Raw genomic sequence first — 18,094 nt, 5'->3', positions numbered from 1 at the left:
GCGGACGGGGCTGTTACGACTTTTCGCGCACCTGGCGCTGGATGCGGCCGAGCATGGCGGCCATGCCGCGCAGCCGCAGCGGGCTGACCGCTTCACCGAGCCCGAGCTGGTCGGTGACGTCGATCGGCACCGCGAGCACCTGCGCCGCCGGCAGCCCGTCGAGCGCCGCGTGCAGCACCCCCGCGAAGCCACGCGTCGTCGGGGCCTGCGGCGGTGCCGAGATGTGCAGCCGCACCACCGGCTCGTCATCGCTCACCACCACCTCGGCGAGCAGGTACACCGGGGACTGGCACTCCTGGACGGCTTCGAGCAGCTCGAGGTGCGCGGCGTAGCGCTCGGGCAGCGCGGGCAGCTCCTGCCCGAACTCGACGAGCAGCTGCAGCCGGTCCGGCACCGACATCGCGGTGAAGTCGTCGACGATCTCGGCGAGCTGGTCCGGTAGTCCCTCGGCAGCAGTGGTCATCTGAGTAGTCTTCCACTCAACGCAGACAGCCGTGAGGGAGGGGCCAGTGACGGTGTCGCCCGGCGATGAGCCCCGGACCTCGCTCGGCCGGGCCGTCCTGGACGACGCCGACGCACGGCTGCGCGACGTCGACGAGCTGCTCGCCACGGCCTACCCGGGCGACGACGGCTCCCGGCAGCCGGTCCACACCGTCTACGTCCCCGCCGACCGGTACCGCGAGGGGCTGGCGCACGAGTGGGGCGCGGCGGCCCGCCGGCTGCTCGCCGAGCACGGCGGCACCGCGGCGCTGCTGGCGGCGATCGGCGTCCCGGACGAGCTTCGCGACGCCGTCGGCGCCCAGGTGGCGGACAAGCTCGCCCGCGAGCCGGTCGAGGACCTGCGGATCGACCTCGAGGACGGCTACGGCCGGCGCCCCGATGCCGAGGAGGACGGCGACGTCGTCGCCGCCGCCCGCGGGGTGCGGCGAGAGATCGCGACCGGCCGGGGCACCCCGTTCGTCGGGATCCGGTTCAAGTGCCTCGAGCGGGTCACCCGGGCACGGGGCATCCGCAGCCTCGACCTGTTCGTCAGCACGCTGCTCGAGGACGGGCCGCTGCCCGACGGGCTGGCCCTCACGCTGCCCAAGGTCACCGCGGTGGCGCAGGTCGAGACGATGGTGATGCTGTGCGCCGAGCTCGAGCGGGCCAACCGGCTGCCGGCCGGCCGGCTGCGCTTCGAGATCCAGGTCGAGACGCCGCAGGCGGTGCTCGACCACCACGGCCGCACCGCCGTCGCGGCGATGGTCCACGCCGGGGCCGGCCGCGTCACCGGGCTGCACTACGGCACCTACGACTACTCCGCGGCGCTCGGCATCGCCGCGCCGTACCAGTCGATGGCGCACCCGGCGGCGGACCACGCCAAGCAGGTGATGCAGCTGGCCGCCGCGGGCACCGGCGTCCGGCTCTCCGACGGGTCGACCAACATCCTGCCGGTCGGCGGCGACGACGACGTACGGGCCGCCTGGCACAACCACGGACGGCTCGTGCGGCGCTCGCTCGAGCGCGGCTTCTACCAGGGCTGGGACCTGCACCCCGGCCAGCTGCCGAGCCGGTTCGCCGCCACCTACGCGTTCTACCGCGAGGGCCTGGCTCCGGCAGCCGGCCGACTGGCGGGCTACCTCCGGCAGGCCGGTGGCGCGGTGATGGACGAGCCCGCCACCGCCCGGGCACTGGCGTGGTTCCTACGTCGTGGTCTCGACTGCGGGGCGATCAGCGGGGCCGAGCTGACGCAGGCGGGCGTGAGCGTCGAGGACGTCGCCGCCCTGGTGCGCCGCCCCGGAGGGGACGACTGAGCGGCCGCCGGGTCAGCCGAGTGGCTGAGCGGCCGCCGGATCAGCCCAGTGCCGCCAGCCGCGCGCGGAAATCGTCCTTCACGTGCGGCGGCGCCCAGGAGATGTCGATGGCGTTGCGCTGCAGCTGGATCAGCTCCTGCTCGGAAAGACCGGCCTCGGCAACCAGCACCTCGAGGCACTCCTGCACGTACCCGCCGAAGTAGGCCGGGTCGTCGGAGCTGATGGTGATCTTCACGCCGCGGCGCAGCAGCTCGGCGATCTCTGCGGCCTTGGTGGCGCCGTAGAGCTGCCGGTTGGAGATCGGGCAGGACGTGAGGCCGATGCCGCGGTCGATGAGCTCCTGGGTGAGCTCGTCGCTCTCCAGCACGTTGGTGCCGTGGTCGATCCGCTCCACCCCGATCTCGTGCAGGCACTGACGGATGTGCTCGATCGAGTCCGGCTGGTCCGGGTCGCAGTGCATGGTCAGCCGGTAGCCCTCGGCGCGGGCACGGGCGAACACCGCGGCGAACTTGCGCGGTGGGTTGTCGCGCTCGTCGGAGTCGAGCCCGACGCCGACGATCCACTCCCGGTAGGGCAGCGACGCCACGAGGTTCGCCATCGCGAACTCCGGCTGGAAGTCCCGCAGGAAGCACATGATCAGTGCGCTGCGCACCCCGAGCATGTTCTCGGCGTCCATCTGCGCCCGCCGCAGCCCCCGGATGACGACGTCGAACGGCACGCCCCGTGAGGTGTGGGCCTGCGGGTCGAAGAAGATCTCCGTGTAGACGAGGTTCTGGGCGGCCATCCGCTCGAAGTAGGCCCAGGCGAGGTCGTAGAAGTCCGGCTCGGTCAGCAGTACCTCCATGCCCGCGTAGTAGCTCGCCAGGAAGTCGCTGAGCCCGTCGAACTCGTAGGAGGCACGGACCTCCTCGGCCGATGCGAAGTCCAGCGGCACGCCGCCGCGCTGGGCGAGCCGGAACCGCAGCTCCGGCTCCAGCGTGCCCTCGATGTGCACGTGCAGCTCGCACTTGGGCAGCGCGGCGAGGAACTCACTGGTGCTGGTCATGGTGATCCTCTTCCGGTTGTCTGACCGGCCATGAAACCAGCCCCTGGTGGCCGGGTCCACCAGCCGGGCCACGGCGGGTGAGAATGTCCTTGTGCGCATGTTTGCCGGTTGGCTGCTGACCCTCGTGATTGCGGCAGCCGCGCTCATCAGCCTCGACCCGGCGCGGCTCGGCCTCTCGACGACGGTGCCGGTCACCCAGGTCATCGCGCTGCGGCCGGCGCTCGCCGTGGGGTTCGGCGGGCTCGGTGCGCTGCTGCTGCTCGGCGTCCTCGTCGGGCTGCTCCTCGGCCGGCGCGGTGTGCGGCGTACGGTGCTCGCCGTCGTGCTCCTCGCCGTCGGGCTCGGGCACGCCGCGGTGCTGGGCCACCGCGGCCTGGACACCAGCGGCACGCTCGCGGCCGCCGAGCCCGGCGAGCAGATCACCGTGCTTGCGCTGAACACCTACGGGGGTGGCGCCGGCCCGGCCGAGGTGGCCGACGCCGCTGCCGAGCTCGCGGCGGACGTCCTCATGCTGCCCGAGACCTCCGGCGCCAGCGCCGAGCTGATCGCGACCGAGCTCACCGACCGCACCGGCACCGGCTACCAGTGGTTCGCCCGGAGCACGGGCGCGTGGGACGCCCGCTCGACGGCGCTGCTCGTCAGCGACCGGCTCGGCGAGTACACCGAGGCAGCCGGTCCAGAGACGACCTTCGGCTCGGTCCGCGCGGAGCCCGCCGACGGCTCCGGACCGGTATTCGTCGCGGTCCACCCGATCGCCCCGCTGGCGCGCGGCGGCACGATGGCCGACTGGGAGCGGGACCTCGACGCCGTCACCGCGCTGTGCCGGGAGGTGAGCGGCGTCGTCGTCGGCGGGGACTTCAACGCCACGCTCGACCACGCGCCGATGCGCGAGCTCGGCAGCTGCGTAGACGCGTCGGTCGAGGGCGGCGTCGGCGGCGTGGCGACGTGGCCGGCGCGACTGCCCACGCTCCTGGGGGCAGCGATCGACCACGTGCTCGTCGACGACCGGGCGTTCACGGTCGTGGACGCCGCCGTCCGCGAGGTGGACGGCAGCGACCACCGGGCGGTGGTGACCCGGATCCGTCCGGTGGCGCCGTGACGCCGCGGCGCGGCGGCGCCGGCCGGACCTCGGCTCAGCGGCTGAGGAGCGTCGCGAGCTTCCCGACGGCGTCGCGCCAGAAGGTCTTGGCGCGGTCGCGGGCGTCGGCGTCGGGCAGCCGGGAGTGGGTCGCGGTGACCCTGACCCGGCCCTCGCGGGCAGCGGTGACGGAGAGCAGCACCCGGGTGCCGTCGTCCCCGGCCAGCCGGACCGTCTTGCCGGCGGTGACGCCGGTCTGCTGCCACGGCCCGGTGAGCCAGGCCTGGCGCAGGTCGGTGTCCGCGAGGTGCGGGAAGAGGTCGTCGACGGAGCGGCCGACGGTCTTGGAGGCGCTCGCCTCGAAAGTTCCGTCCGGGCGCTGGCCCGGCTCGCGCATGCCACGCGCCTGCTCGTAGCCGACCGTGAGGCCCTGCGCCCACCAGCCGTCGACGTCGTGCTCCTCGACGAGCCAGGCGGCGATCCGCTTGTGGTCCCAGCCGGTGGCGCCGGCGCCGTCCAGGAGCGCGAACCACTCCTGCCGCGGGCGGCCGGTGCGGTCGACCACGGTGTCATCGCCGACCAGGTCCTCGGTACGTCGCGTCATGGCGCACACGGTACTGGCGCCGTGGCGGTGCGGGAAGGGCGACGACGCGCCCCCACCGGGCAGGTGGGGGCGCGCCGCGGCGTGGGCGGCCTGGCCGGCGAACCGGGGCGTCGCGGCTGGCGGACCGGTCAGCGGTTGATGCGGCTGCCGGCACCACCCTCGCTGATGTCGCCCTCGACGCGGGCGCCGCGGTAGACGTACAGGTTGCTCTTGTCGCGCTCGCTGGCGTTGCCGTCGATCCGGGCGGTGCCGTAGAGGTACAGGTGGCCGGCCCCGCTCTCCTTGACGTTGCCGTCGACGGTCCCGCGGATGTACACCGCGCCGTCGTGCAGCTCATGGACGTTGCCGTCGACGCGTGCGGTGCGGAAGATCTCGAGCTTGCCGGTGCTGCTCTCCTGGATGTTGCCGTCCACCCGGCCGTGGACCTGGACGGTGCCGTGGCCGGTCTCCTCGACGTTGCCGTCGACCCGGCCGTTCTTGCCGATGACGATGGAGCCCACTCCGACCTGCTTGACGTTGCCCTCGACCGTGCCGTTGATGGTGAGGGTGCCGTTGCGGACCTTGAGGTCGCCGTCGATGGTGCGCCCGGCGGCCACCGTGTAGTTGCCGGACCGGACGATCTCGTCGGCCTGTGCTGCGGACGGGAGTGCAACGAGCATGAGCCCGGCGACCGCGCCGGCAGCGAGAGTGCGTCGAACGTTCATGGCGGTGTTCCTCTTCTCGAAGTCCTCGGGACCGTCCCCGTGGATCGGCACCAGTCCATCGGGTGCCCGTGAGGCCACCGTGAGGGGGCGGTGAGAGGCCTCTCACCGCCCGGTCACCCGCTGTTCACCTGCGTGCGGGCGGGACGACTTCTGCCATCAGGCGAACCTGCAGGTCTCGCATGGTGGACGTGTCTTGCTCAGCGACAACCGTCGCCGCCACGATGTCCACGCCATCAAGAGCGGCCGAGAGTCCTGGCTCGTCGACGTCGCAGCAACCCCCCGATCACGGGTGAGGGTGCTTCCGCCAGGTTCGATGGGAGAACTCTGTTGAGCACCGCTAGCCTCGTATCCGTGCCGTCCGGCCGACCGACCGTCTCGTTCGAGCTCTACCCACCGCGCACGCCGGCGACAGCCGCCGCCGCGTGGGAGACCGTCCAGCGCCTCGCCGCTGCGGGCCCGGACTTCTTCTCGGTCACCTACGGTGCCTCCGGCTCCTCCCGCACCGCGTCGCGCGACGTCGTCCGGCGGATCCTGCGCGAGACGACGGTGCCGCCGATCGCCCACCTCACCTGCGTCGGCGCCACCCGCGCCGAGCTCGCCGACCTCGTCGGGCAGCTCGTCGACGACGGGGTGCGGGACTTCCTCGCGCTGCGCGGCGACCCGCCGGCCGGGGAGACCCGCTGGCAGCCGCAGCCTGGCGGGCTGGCCGGCTCCAGCGAGCTCGTCGAGCTCATCCGCGACGTCGAGCGAGAGCGGCTCGGCACCGACGGCGCGGTGAGCATCGCCGTCGCCGCCTACCCGGCCGGCACCAGCCACACCCGCGCGCAGGACGTCCGGGCCCTGCTCGACAAGCAGGCCGCCGGCGCCGACTTCGCCGTCACCCAGGTCTTCTACGACGTTGAGCCCTACGTCTCGCTGGTCGAGGAGGCCCGCTCCGCCGGCGTCGTCCTGCCCGTGGTCGCCGGGATCATCCCGATGACCGACCCCGGTCGCCTCGCCCGCCTCGCCCAGCTCACCGGCGTCGAGGTGCCGCAGCGGGTGGTCGACCTGCTCGCCGTCGAGGACGACGAGCACCGCCACCGCCTCGGTATCGACGCCACCGTCGAGCTCGTCGAGGCGGCGATCGCCGCCGGCGCTCCCGGCATCCACCTGTACACCTTCAACCAGTTCCGGCCGGCGCTCGACGTCGTCGAGCGTCTGCGCCGGCCGCTACCCACCATCGCCCCCACTCACGCAAGGACACTGTGATGCCCGACTCCACCACCCCCGTGCTGCCCGCCGCCACGATCCTCGGGTACCCCCGGATCGGGCCGAACCGCGAGCTCAAGCGGGCGATCGAGTCCTTCTGGGCCGGCCGCAGCGACGCCGACGACCTCGAGGTCGCGGCCGCCGGGCTGCGGCGACTCTCGCGCCAGCGGCTCGTCGAGCTCGGCCTGGGCCGTGACGACGCGTCGATCCCCAGCGACTTCTCCTACTACGACCAGGTGCTCGACACCGCGACCACCGTCGGTGCCGTGCCGCCGCGGTTCCGTCACCTCCAGGACGACGACGGCGCCCTCGACCTCGACGGCTACTTCACCGTGGCCCGTGGCAAGGACGACCGGTCCCCGCTGGAGATGACCAAGTGGTTCGACACGAACTACCACTACCTGGTGCCGGAGATCAGCCCGGAGACGAGCTTCCGGCTCACCGACTGCCGCGTCGTCCAGCTCTTCCTCGAGGCCGCCGCCGAGGGCATCACCACCCGCCCCACGATCGTGGGGCCGGTGACCTTCCTGCTGCTGAGCAAGGCCGTCGGCGAGGAGCCGGCGACCGAGGCCGACGGCGCCGCCCCGGCCGCCCCCGCGCCCGAGGGCTTCCACCCGCTCGACCGCCTCGAGGACCTGCTGCCCGCCTACGTCGACCTGCTCCACGCGCTGGGCGAGGCCGGTGTGCCGTGGCTGCAGATCGAGGAGCCGGCGCTGGCCGTGGACTCCGACCTGCCGCGCGAGCGGATCCTCGCGGCCACCGCCCGCGCCTACGAGGTGCTCGCCGGGGAGGTCACCCGCCCCGGCCGGCCGGCGCTGTTCGTGCCGATCGCCTACGGCCCGGCGGAGGATGCGCTGCCGGTGCTCGCCGCCGCCGGCGTCGAGGCGGTGGGGATCGACGCGGTGCGCGGCGAGGTGCCGGCGCCCGAGGTGCTCAGCGTGCTCGGCGACGTGACCGTCGTCGCCGGCGTGGTCGATGGCCGCAACGTGTGGCGCTCGGACCTCGACGCCGCGTTCGGCAAGCTCGAGGCGCTCGCCGCCGGGCTGGCGGCCGACGCCGTCGCCACCGGCCGGCTCGCCGTCGGGACCTCGACGTCGCTGCAGCACGTGCCCTACGACGTCGAGCCGGAGACCGGGCTCGACCCGCAGGTGCGCAGCTGGCTGGCGTTCGCCGACCAGAAGATCGAGGAGGTCCTCGCGCTGGCGACCGCGCTGGTCAACGGTCGTGAGGCGGCAGCCGGGGCGTTCGACGCCGCTGCCGACCGCCGCCGCAGCCGTCTCGAGCACGCCGGGGTCCGCCGGGCCGACGTGCGCGACCGGGCCGCAGCGCTGACCGAGGCCGACTACCGCCGCGCCGACTTCGCGCAGCGGGTCGCGGCGCAGGAGGCGGTCCTCGACCTGCCGCCGCTGCCGACGACGACGATCGGCTCCTTCCCGCAGACCGCCGAGATCCGCAAGGCTCGCGCCAGCCACACCAAGGGCGAGCTGAGCGACGCCGACTACACCACCGCGATGCGCGAGGAGATCGCCCGGGTGATCGCGCTCCAGGAGGACCTCGGCCTGGACGTGCTCGTCCACGGCGAGCCCGAGCGCAACGACATGGTGCAGTACTTCGCGGAGAACCTCGACGGGTTCTCGGTCACCAGCAACGGCTGGGTGCAGTCCTACGGCACCCGCTGCACCCGCCCCTCGATCCTGTGGGGAGACGTCGCACGCCCGGCGCCGATCACGGTCGAGTGGTCGCAGTACGCCGCCTCGCTCACCGCGAAGCCGGTCAAGGGCATGCTCACCGGGCCGGTGACGATCCTCGCGTGGTCCTTCGTCCGCGACGACCAGCCGCTGGGCGACACCGCCACGCAGGTGGCCCTCGCGCTGCGCGACGAGGTCGCCGACCTCGAGGCTGCCGGGATCGGCGTCATCCAGGTCGACGAGCCGGCGCTGCGGGAGCTGCTGCCGCTGCGCGCCGCGGCCCACCAGGCCTACCTCGACTGGTCGGTCGGCTCGTTCCGGCTCGCCACCGCCGGCGTCGCGGACCGCACGCAGATCCACACCCACCTCTGCTACTCGGAGTTCGGTGAGGTCATCGGCGCCATCGACGCGCTCGACGCCGACGTCACCAGCATCGAGGCAGCGCGCTCGAAGATGGAGGTGCTGCCCGAGCTGCAGGCCGCCGGCTTCGCACGCGGCGTCGGCCCGGGCGTCTACGACATCCACTCGCCGCGGGTGCCCAGCGAGACCGAGGTCGAGGAGCTCGTCGCGCTGGCCGCCGACTCGGTGCCGGCACGGCTGCTGTGGGTCAACCCCGACTGCGGGCTGAAGACCCGCGGGTACGCCGAGGTGGAGCCGGCGCTGCGCCACCTCGTCGAGGCCGCAGCCGCCGTCCGGCAGAAGCTGTCGCAGACCGCCGCGGTCTGAACCTGGCTTGCCGGGTCAGCTGATTCGGCGCCGGGCGGGCAGGCCGCGATCCCGATCCGGGGTCGCGGCCTGCCGGCCCCGGTACGCCGCTGCCGGCGCGGCAGGGCACTCTCGCCGCGGTGTCGTGAGGATAGAGACATCACGGGTGCGGCTGTTGGAGCGATGGTCGTCGTCAGGCGAAGATGAGGGGTGTCCTCCTCCTCACGCCGGTGGCGCACCACCGTCAGCACCGTCGCAGCCCTGATCGTCCTCGGGGTGCTCGTCGACGGCCTCACCGGCGTGCTCATGGTCCTCGGCCTGGCGGCCGCCGTCGTCGGCCTCGCGGCCCTCGTCACCGGCCGACGGCCGCTCAACCTGCCGGGCCGCGGCGGTGGTGCGGTGGCGCTCGTCGTCGCGGCCGTGCTGGTCGCCAGCGGCGCCGCGACGATGCCGGCGAGCCCGCCGGCCGACGCGGCTCCGGACGCGCCGACGTCGCCGCCGACGGCGGCGAGCCCGTCATCGGCAGGGGAGCCGACGACGGACGCGGCGGGGGAGCCGACGGTGACCGAGTCGACGTCACCGGCGGTGGACGAGCGCGCCGGATCTGCGCTCGCCGCGGCGCAGGACCTGGTCGTCAAGGGCCGGGCGCCGAAGACCGGGTACGACCGCGACCTGTTCGCCTACCGGTCCTACGACCAGGACCGCAACGGCTGCGACGTCCGCAACGACGTCCTGCGCCGTGACCTCGTCGACCTCGTGGTCGAGCCCGGGACCAACGGCTGCGTGGTCACCGTCGGGCTGCTGCACGACCCGTACTCGGGCGCCGAGATCTCCTTCCGCCGCGGCGCGGACACGTCGAGCGACGTGCAGATCGACCACGTCGTCGCGCTCTCCGACGCCTGGCAGAAGGGCGCGCAGTCATGGGACGGTGCGACCATGCGCGAGTTCGGCAACGACCCGCTCAACCTGCTCGCCGTCGACGGCCCGCTGAACTCGCAGAAGGGCGACGGGGACACCGCCACCTGGCTGCCGCCGAACACGTCCTTCCGGTGCGAGTACGTGGCTCGGCAGGTCGCGGTGAAGCGCGAGTACTCGCTGTGGGTGACCGACGCGGAGCAGCGCGCGATGGTCAGCGTCCTCGACGGGTGCCCCGACCAGCCGCTGCCGATCCGCGAGACCGCGGCCCTCATGCCGGAGCTCGCCGGCACGGCCCCGGCACCGACGTCCGCGCCGCCGGCCAGCCCAGCCCCGGTCCAGGGAGGCAGCACCGACCCGCAGTTCCGCACCTGCAAGGACGCCAAGGCGGCCGGCTTCGGCCCCTACGTCGCCGGTACAGACCCGGAGTACGACTGGTACCGCGACGGCGACAACGACGGCACCGTCTGCGAGTAACCCCGCCCGCCCTTCACGCGAGACCCACCTCTCGCGAGAGCGGGATTGTCAACGCGAGCCTCCCCCCAGAGTCGTCGAGAGCGGGATTGTCAACGCGGACCTCCCCTAGAGTCGTCGAGAGCGGGATTGTCAACGCCGCCCCTATCGTCGAGAGCGGGATTGTCGACGCTCCCAGCCCTGTCGTAGGCAGAGAATTCTGCGGACAATCCTGCTGTCGCTGACAATCCTGCTGTCGCTGACAATCCTGCTGTCGCTGACAATCCTGCTGTCGCTGACAAGTCTGCTGTCGGTGACAATCCAGCTGTCGGCGAAGGGGGGGCTGGGGCCGGGGCTGGGAAATGCGGCTGGGGGTCAGTTGTAGATCATGCCCATGGCGGTGCGGACCTCGGTGAGGGTGGCGTCGGCGACCTCGTTGGCTCGGTCGTTGCCGGCGGCCAGCACCTGGCGCAGGTGGCCGGGGTCGGCGAGCAGCTCGGTGCGGCGGGCGCGGATCGGCGCGAAGTGCTCGTTGACGGCCTCGGTCACCACCCGCTTGAGGGTGCCGCCGCCGCCGGCGCCGATCTCCTCGGCGATCTCGTGCGGGTCGCGTCCGCTGGCCAGCGCGGCGAGCAGCACGAGGTTGGAGACCTCGGGCCGGCCGGCGGGGTCGAAGGTGATGTTGCGGTCGGCGTCGGTGACGGCCCTCTTCAGCTTCTTCGCGGTGGCGTCGGCGTCCATCCCGATCTCGATGGTGTTGCCCTTGGACTTGCTCATCTTCTGGCCGTCGGTCCCCAGCAGCAGCGGGGCCGCGGAGAGCAGCGCCTCGGGGGCGGGGAACACCGGCTCGGCGGGGTTGGACCGGCCGTAGCGCTCGTCGAACCGGCGGGCGATGACGCGCGCCTGCTCGAGGTGGGGCAGCTGGTCCTTGCCGACCGGCACGAGGTTCGCCTTGCAGAACAGGATGTCCGCCGCCTGGTGCACCGGGTAGGTGAGCAGCAGACCCGACATCGGGCGGCCGCCGGTGGCGTCGAACTCCGCCTTGACGGTCGGGTTGCGGCGCAGCTCGGAGTCGGTGACCAGCGACAGGAACGGCAGCATCAGCTGGTTGAGGGCCGGCACCGAGGAGTGGCTGAAGATCGTCGTCTTCGCGGGGTCGAGGCCGATCGCCAGGTAGTCCGCGACGAGCGAAAGTGTGCGCTCGGCGATCTCGCCGACGGCGTCCCGGTCGGTGATGACCTGGTAGTCGGCGATGAGCACCCAGGTCTCCACCCCGCGGCGCTGCAGCGCGACGCGGTTGGCGAGGGTGCCGAAGTAGTGGCCGAGGTGCAGGTTGCCGGTGGGGCGGTCCCCGGTGAGCACCCGGAAGCGGGAGGGGTCGGTGTCGATCTGTGACTCGATGGTCGCCGAGCGCATCACTGTCCGGGCGAGCGACGCCTCGGACGTCGCGTCGGCGAGTGCGTCCGCGACCTCCGCGTCCGCCTCGGTGATCGCGTCGGTGCTCATCGGTGCCTGTGCCATGGGGACGATGGTAGTTCGTCACCGTCGGTGGACCGCGCCGCGCCCGGCCACCGGGCGCGCACGTGGCAGGCGCGGCCCGTAGGCTGGGCGGCCAGGCAGGCAACTCGAAAGGTGCACGTCCATGCGCAAGCTCTCGTTCTTGCTCGGCGTCGGTGTCGGCTACTTCTTCGGCACCCGTGCCGGCCGGCAGCAGTTCGAGCGGATCAAGTCGACCAGCCGGGCCGTCTGGCAGGACCCGCGCGTCCAGTCCAGCGTGCAGAAGGTTGAGGACAAGGTGGGCCAGGTGGCCCGCGACCAGGCGGCCGCGGTCACCGACAAGGTCGCCGACGCCGTGAAGACGCGGATCCACTCCTCGGCGTCCTCCGCGGACGACGCGCCGGTCCGCCCGTCCCCGTCGCAGCCGGGGATCTAGGGCGAGATGCCGAGCCGCACCGCCCTCGTCGGCTTCGGGCTGGCGGGGCGCGTCTTCCACGCACCCCTCATCGCCGCCGACGACGCGTACTCGCTCGACGTCATCGTCACCGGCGATCCGGGCAGGGTCGCCGACGCGCAACAGCGCTACCCCGAGGCGCGCGTCGTCCCGTCGCTCGAGGAGGCGCTCGCGCAGGAGGTCGACCTCGTCGTCGTCGCCACGCCGCCGCAGACCCACGTGCCGACGGCGACCGCCGCGCTGGAAGCCGGCTGCGCCGTCGTCGTCGACAAGCCGTTGAGCGTCGACGTCGCGAGCGGCCGCGAGCTCGTCGCGCGCGCGGCCGAGCTGGGGCAGGTGCTGGTGCCGTTCCAGAACCGGCGCTGGGACAGTGACTTCCTCACCCTCCGGCGGCTGCTGGACAGCGGGGCGCTGGGCGAGGTGCACCGGTACGAGTCACGGATCGAACGCTGGAAGACCGGGCAGACCAAGGCCTGGAAGGCCGAGGCCACTTGGCGCGAGGGCGGTGGCGTGCTGTTCGACCTCGGCGCCCACCTCATCGACCAGGCGCTCGTGCTGTTCGGGCCGGCGGAGGTCGTGCACGCGGAGGTGTCGCAGTACGGCGGTGCCGCGGACGACGACGTCTTCGTCTCGCTCGAGCACGACGGCGGGACCCAGTCGCACCTGTGGATGAGCCTGGTCGTCGGGCAGCCGGGGCCGCGGCTGCGGGTGCTCGGCTCGCAGGCTGCCTTCACCGTTGCTGCCGGGGACGTCCAGGAGGACCAGCTCGGCCGCGGCATGCTGCCGACCGACCCGGGTTACGGCCGACCTACGGCGGAGGACGACGGCGTGCTCGGCGTCGTCGGCGACCTCGCCCGGGTGCCGAGCGAGCCGGGCAGCTACCCGACCTTCTACTCGCTGCTCGCCACCGCGCTGCGCGACGACGGCCCGCTGCCGGTGGACCCCTCGGAGTCGCTCGCCGTCATCGAGATCATCGAGGAGATCCACACCGCGCTCTCCTGACGGCGGTCGCGTGGTGGGCACGGCTTCCCGGGTCCGCGACGGACCTGGGATGCTGCACAAGTGACTCCCACAGACCTTTCGCCCGACCACGGCGGGACCGCTAGGCCGACCGGCGCCCAGGTTCGGCGGTGGCGCAGGTACCTCGCGGACGAACGCGCCGAGGGCGCCGTCTACCGCGACCTCGCCAACCGCCGCGACGGCGAAGAGCGCGAGATCCTGCTGGCGCTGGCCGAGGCCGAGGGGCGCCACGAAACGCACTGGCGTGAGCTGCTCGGCGACCATGTCGGCTACCCGCGCAAGGGCGCGGTGCGCACCCGGCTGCTCGGCTGGCTCGCCCGCAGGTTCGGCGGGGTGTTCGTGCTCGCCCTCGCGCAGCGCGCCGAGACCCGTTCCAGCTACGGCGCGGACGACGACGCGACCGCGGCCATGGCGGCCGACGAGCAGATCCACGGCGAGGTGGTGCGGTCGCTCGCCACCCGCGGCCGCAGCCGGATGTCCGGGATGTTCCGGGCGGGGGTGTTCGGCGCGAATGACGGCCTGGTGTCCAACCTGGCGCTCGTGCTGGGGATCGGCGCGACCGGCGTCGCCAGCGAGACGGTGCTGTTCACCGGGATCGCCGGCCTGCTCGCCGGGGCGCTGTCGATGGCGGCGGGGGAGTACGTCTCGGTCCGCTCCCAGCGCGAGCTGCTCGAGGCGTCACAGCCCGACCCGACCGCCGACGACGCCATCCCGCACCTCGACGTCGACGCCAACGAGCTCGCCCTGGTCTACCGCGCTCGCGGCATGAGTGCGCCGGAGGCCACCGAGCACGCCGAGCAGGTGCTACGTAACGCGGCACCCGAGCGCCCCGCGACCGAGGGCGAGCAGGACTACGAGGAGATCGGCACCGCCTGGACGGCCGCCGGGGCGAGCTTCTGCTTCTTCGCCTCCGGCGCTTTGCTGCCGGTGCTGCCTTACATCTTCGGGCTCAGCGGTCTGACGGCGATCGTCGTCGCCACCGTCATCGTCGGGCTCGCGCTGCTGGCGACCGGCGCGATCGTCGGGGTTCTCTCCGGCGCCCCGCCGCTCAAGCGGGCGCTGCGCCAGCTCGGCATCGGCTACGGCGCGGCCGCGGTGACGTACCTGCTGGGGCTGGTGTTCGGGACGACGTTGGGCTGACTCTGGACGGCGTGGGGGCGGCTACCTCGATGATGAGGAGGGCCGCAGTGGGCACGCCTGGACCGCTCCGATCGTTCAGCCGCACGTCATCGTGGCGTGGCCGGCGGGACATCTCCGTGGGTGACCCTGGTGCCGCCGGAGCGTAAGCCCGGCGTCAACCACACAGAAGGAGCATGCGTGAGTTCTTCACGACTTCCTCGGTTCACGGCGGCAACCGTCGGCCTCGTTATGGCGGTGACGGCCGTCCCGGCTGCCGCGGTCCACGCTGCGGCACCCGACAGCCCGGTGGACACCGTGGGGGAGAACGCCCTCACTCCGATCCTGCCGCGCGAGTGGGAGCCCGCAGCGGCGACCCCCGCGCAGGAAATCGCCGGGTCGCCGACGATCACCCCGGCGGACGGTACCCGGATCGCGGGGCGGGAGACGCTAGCCGCCTCGTCGACGTCCAGCACGGACCCGCTCGCCTCGCTCGCCGTCAACGGCGACGACGTACCCGCGGCGCCGACACTCGGGGACGGCGAGGCATCCTTCCAGGTCAACGTCGGCTCGAACTCGATGTCCCGGGGCTACAGCAACTACCTCGTGGTCAACGGCACGCGGATCACGATCCTCGAGACGTACGCGAGCACGACGACGGACATCAGCGTCCCGTACGAACTCCTTGTCCACGGGGAGAACACGATCACGCTGGGCGCGGGTCCGCGTCCCAGCTCGTGCGGCATGAACTACGACGACTTCGTCCTCGACGACTTCCGCCTCGCGCTGGCCGACGGCACCGAGATCCGCGACGACGCCAACCCCTCGGACATCACTATTGGTGACGGCAACTGTGGGTCGAACGAGACCCGACCGCGCTCCATCGACCTCACGTTCACCATCGGCGGCGAGCCAGGTGCCGACGCCGGACTCCTTCACGTGCTCGACACCACCCAGCTCCCCGACGGCGCTCACGAGGTCACCGCGAGCACCGCGGGCGGCGCGACGACGACGCACGGCCTCGTCGTCGACAACACCGGGCCCGCGCTCATCGACTCGACTCCGGCTGCGGGGAGCGTTCTCATCGGAGACGTCGCCCTTGATGCCCGGGTCGCCGACGAGGCCGGTGTCCGCGGCACCCCCACGCTCACGCTCGACGGCGGGGTAGTCGCCGTCGGCGACACGATCTCCTCGGACGATCTGGCGGCCGGTGAGCACGAGCTGGTCGTCGAGGCGGAGGACGAGCTGGGCAACACCGCTCGCCACGTCGTCTCTTTCACGACGTCGCCGAACTCCGCGAACGTCGGGGCGATGTCCCCGCAGAGCGGGAGCAGCGAGGAGGGGAGCGACGTCACGCTGCACGCTGAGGTTGTCGACCCGAACGGTTCGGACCTCGAGGCGACGTTCTACGCGGCCAACCCGACGTTCCCTGACGCGGCCTACGAGGGCACCGCGCAAGAGCTCCCGGTGAGCCAGCTGGACTTCACCGGGCAGACCGAGGCGGACACCGTGGCGTTGCGCCCCGGTGACGGTGAGGTGCTGCGCAGCCCGGCCGCCGAGGGCGTCACCTACCAGCGGTTCGACGTGCCTGTGGAGGCTGCCGCGGACGACGAGCTCGTCGTGTCGTGGTCAGGCGAGGTCGACCCCGCGCGAGGGGTCCGCCTGCACGTGTGGAACACCGAGAAGCTCGTCTGGGAGAAGGCCACCGACGTCCGCGGCACGGCCGACGGGCCGACGGAGGCGTCCGGTACTGCCGGCGTCGAGCACGTCGACGGGGCCGAGGTGCACCTCCTCGTCGAGGGCTACGACCCGTTTGCCGACGACATCGCGGAGGATCCCGATGAGGCGTTCCGCGACCCGGGGACCTACGACTTCTCGCTCGTGCACAACACTGACACGCAGTACTTGTCGGAGGGCGCGACGGAGCGTGAGTCCGCCGAGGAGCGCGCCGCGTTCGCGCAGGCGTACCGGGCGATCCCGGAGTGGATCGTCGATAACGCCGACGAGCGCAACATCGCTTACGCGTTTCACTCCGGTGACATCACCGAGAACCACTTCCTTCTCACCGACAACGAGGACTGGAACGCCCAGGTCCGCGCCGAGTGGGAGTTTGCGGACGAGATGCAGTCGATCCTCGACGACGCGGGCATCCCCAACGGCGTGCTCTCCGGCAACCACGACAACGTCTTCGGCGCCGACGAGGACCTGTACAACGAGTACTTCGGTCCCGAGCGGTACGAGGCGTTGTCGGACTCGTGGGAGAACGCTGAGTACGGTGCCCCGTGGCGCGAGGGCGACAACTCCAACCACTACGACCTCTTCTCCGCAGGTGGGCTCGACTTCATCGCGCTCCACCTGGCGTATTACGTCACCGACGAGGAGCTGATCTGGGCGGACGAAATCCTCTCCCAGTACCCCGACCGCAACGCGATCATCGCGTCGCACGACTACCTCGGCGCGTCGAGTGCTCCTGACGGTCGTGGCGCGGGCTACGCGAGCCCGGACGGTCAGCCGATCTTCGACTCGTTGGTCTCGCAGCACTCCAACGTGTTCCTCGTGCTGTCCGGGCACGTGAGCGGTGTTGGTACGAACGTACTCACGGACGTTGCCGAGCCGGGGCACAACGTCGTCGAGATGCTCGCGGACTACCAGGCGTACGAGGTTGACGGCGAGCGGATGGCCGGCTTCTTCCGGTTCCTGCAGTTCGACGTGGACCGCTCGGAGATGACCGTTGACACGTACTCACCGTGGATGGACAACCACGGTGCCACTGAGTTCGACCCCGCGTCCCGCTACGACGGGCGAGAGGATGAGTTCACGGTCCCGGTCAACCTGACGAGCAGGACGACGTCGATCGCCACTGATGCAGTCTCCGTCGCGGTGCTCTCCGACGACGCCATCGGCTCCGTCACGGTGGCTTCCGGTGAAGCTGCGTCGGCAGAGTGGACGGGTCTCGAGCCGGGTGAGACCTACGGGTGGTACGTGGTGGCGGAGAATGCCACCGAGGGTCGCGCGGTGTCGCCGCTGGCGACGTTCACCACCGGAGGTGAGCCGGGTGAGCCCGAGGAGCCGACTCAGCGGTTCGGGTTCTTCCTCAACGACGGGTGGGACGGTGTCCCGGAGCATGTGTTCCAGTACGGCCGGTTCGCCGACGAGGTGCTGATCGGTGACTGGGACGGTGACGGGGCGGACTCGATCACGATGCGTCGCGGCAACACGTTCCACGTGAGCAACGAGCCGCATGGTGGGGCTGCCGAGATCGTCTTCACGTACGGACGCGCGGACGACGTCGTGCTGGTGGGTGACTGGGACGGCGACGGCATCGACACCTTGGCGGTGCGCCGTGGCAGCGAGTACCACGTCATGAACTCGCTGCGTGGCGGGGACGCTGACCAGGTGATCTCCTACGGCCGCGCGGACGACGAGGTGATGGTCGGTGACTGGGACGCCGACGCCACCGACACATTCGCGGTACGCCGCGGCACGAACTTCCACGTGAAGAACACCATCGCCGGCGGGGACGCCGATCACGTCTTCACATTCGGCCGGGAAGGTGACGTGACGCTGGCCGGTGACTGGGACGGCGACGGGCACGACACCTTCGCGGTGCGCCGGGGCAAGGCCTACCACGTGAACAACTCGCTCACCGGTGGCGAGGCGGAACTGGCGATCTCCTACGGCCGTGTGGGTGACGAGGTGTACGTCGGGGACTGGAACGGGGACGGTCGCGACACGCTCGGTGTGCGCCGGACACCGGATGGCGTCTCCTGACGA

Annotated in this window: 14 protein-coding genes and 1 riboswitch; of the genes, 9 read left to right on the top strand and 5 right to left on the bottom strand. The window is 72.0% G+C overall.

All coding sequences use genetic code 11. From position 1 onward, the window contains the following. Positions 1-13 precede the first annotated feature (13 nt). The gene (locus tag V2J52_RS04855) at positions 14-463 is read right to left on the bottom strand and encodes a SufE family protein (protein WP_331226555.1); all 450 of its coding nucleotides are present in this window, start codon (positions 461-463) and stop codon (positions 14-16) included. Positions 464-515: 52 nt separating this feature from the next. Here V2J52_RS04855 and V2J52_RS04850 point away from each other — a divergent pair, with 52 nt between their 5' ends. After that, the gene (locus tag V2J52_RS04850; protein WP_491062115.1) at positions 516-1,793 is read left to right on the top strand and encodes a DUF6986 family protein; all 1,278 of its coding nucleotides are present in this window, start codon (positions 516-518) and stop codon (positions 1,791-1,793) included. 40 nt (positions 1,794-1,833) lie between these two features. Here the strand turns inward: V2J52_RS04850 and add are convergent, their stop codons facing one another. Then, entirely contained in the window at positions 1,834-2,838 is a 1,005-nt protein-coding gene (gene add, locus V2J52_RS04845; RefSeq protein WP_331226554.1) for an adenosine deaminase, read from the bottom strand. Positions 2,839-2,935: 97 nt separating this feature from the next. Here add and V2J52_RS04840 point away from each other — a divergent pair, with 97 nt between their 5' ends. Then, positions 2,936-3,937, top strand: a complete 1,002-nt coding sequence (locus V2J52_RS04840; RefSeq protein ID WP_331227109.1) for an endonuclease/exonuclease/phosphatase family protein — start codon at positions 2,936-2,938, stop codon at positions 3,935-3,937. A gap of 34 nt (positions 3,938-3,971) precedes the next feature. On the opposite strand, the gene V2J52_RS04835 is transcribed toward V2J52_RS04840, so the two are convergent. Together V2J52_RS04835 and V2J52_RS04830 are read right to left on the bottom strand one after the other, a co-directional pair. Next, positions 3,972-4,520, bottom strand: coding sequence for a DUF4287 domain-containing protein (locus V2J52_RS04835; protein ID WP_331226553.1), 549 nt, complete (start codon positions 4,518-4,520; stop codon positions 3,972-3,974). Positions 4,521-4,648: 128 nt separating this feature from the next. Further along, positions 4,649-5,224, bottom strand: a complete 576-nt coding sequence (locus V2J52_RS04830) for a bactofilin family protein (RefSeq protein ID WP_331226552.1) — start codon at positions 5,222-5,224, stop codon at positions 4,649-4,651. A gap of 227 nt (positions 5,225-5,451) precedes the next feature. Beyond that, a riboswitch (SAM riboswitch) is annotated at positions 5,452-5,544 on the top strand. 31 nt (positions 5,545-5,575) lie between these two features. Between V2J52_RS04830 and V2J52_RS04825 the strand changes: the two genes are divergently transcribed. The 3 genes from V2J52_RS04825 (at position 5,576) to V2J52_RS04815 (ending at position 10,257) form a co-directional block, all read left to right on the top strand. Then, on the top strand, positions 5,576-6,472 hold the full coding sequence (locus V2J52_RS04825; RefSeq protein ID WP_331226551.1) for a methylenetetrahydrofolate reductase: 897 nt from the start codon (positions 5,576-5,578) through the stop codon (positions 6,470-6,472). Further along, positions 6,472-8,886 carry a 5-methyltetrahydropteroyltriglutamate--homocysteine S-methyltransferase gene (metE, locus tag V2J52_RS04820; protein ID WP_331226550.1) on the top strand — a complete coding sequence of 805 codons (2,415 nt, stop codon included), beginning with the start codon at positions 6,472-6,474 and terminating at the stop codon, positions 8,884-8,886. Before V2J52_RS04825 ends, metE begins: the two co-directional genes overlap by 1 nt. 189 nt (positions 8,887-9,075) lie before the next feature. Beyond that, positions 9,076-10,257 (top strand): GmrSD restriction endonuclease domain-containing protein, encoded by a 1,182-nt coding sequence (locus V2J52_RS04815; RefSeq protein WP_331226549.1) that lies wholly within the window; start codon positions 9,076-9,078, stop codon positions 10,255-10,257. A gap of 351 nt (positions 10,258-10,608) precedes the next feature. Here the strand turns inward: V2J52_RS04815 and trpS are convergent, their stop codons facing one another. Beyond that, on the bottom strand, positions 10,609-11,754 hold the full coding sequence (gene trpS, locus V2J52_RS04810) for a tryptophan--tRNA ligase (protein WP_434056374.1): 1,146 nt from the start codon (positions 11,752-11,754) through the stop codon (positions 10,609-10,611). A 121-nt stretch (positions 11,755-11,875) separates the two neighbouring features. Here trpS and V2J52_RS04805 point away from each other — a divergent pair, with 121 nt between their 5' ends. From V2J52_RS04805 to V2J52_RS04790, 4 genes are all read left to right on the top strand, one after another. Continuing rightward, positions 11,876-12,166 carry a YtxH domain-containing protein gene (locus V2J52_RS04805; RefSeq protein ID WP_331226548.1) on the top strand — a complete coding sequence of 97 codons (291 nt, stop codon included), beginning with the start codon at positions 11,876-11,878 and terminating at the stop codon, positions 12,164-12,166. A 6-nt stretch (positions 12,167-12,172) separates the two neighbouring features. Then, positions 12,173-13,186: a Gfo/Idh/MocA family protein gene (locus V2J52_RS04800; RefSeq protein ID WP_331226547.1), complete on the top strand. Its 1,014-nt coding sequence runs from the start codon at positions 12,173-12,175 to the stop codon at positions 13,184-13,186. Between the two features lie 60 nt (positions 13,187-13,246). After that, a complete protein-coding gene (locus V2J52_RS04795; RefSeq protein WP_331226546.1) occupies positions 13,247-14,344 on the top strand; it encodes a VIT1/CCC1 transporter family protein in 1,098 nt (365 codons plus the stop codon). Between the two features lie 177 nt (positions 14,345-14,521). Beyond that, entirely contained in the window at positions 14,522-18,091 is a 3,570-nt protein-coding gene (locus tag V2J52_RS04790) for a metallophosphoesterase family protein (protein ID WP_331226545.1), read from the top strand. The last annotated feature ends 3 nt before the right edge of the window (positions 18,092-18,094 follow it).

The sequence above is a fragment of the Georgenia sunbinii genome, from assembly GCF_036421875.1.
GTDB classification, from domain to species: Bacteria; Actinomycetota; Actinomycetes; order Actinomycetales; family Actinomycetaceae; genus Georgenia_B; species Georgenia_B sunbinii.
Note: the sequence above shows the minus strand (reverse complement) of the source record. Positions and strands in the feature narration are given on the sequence as shown.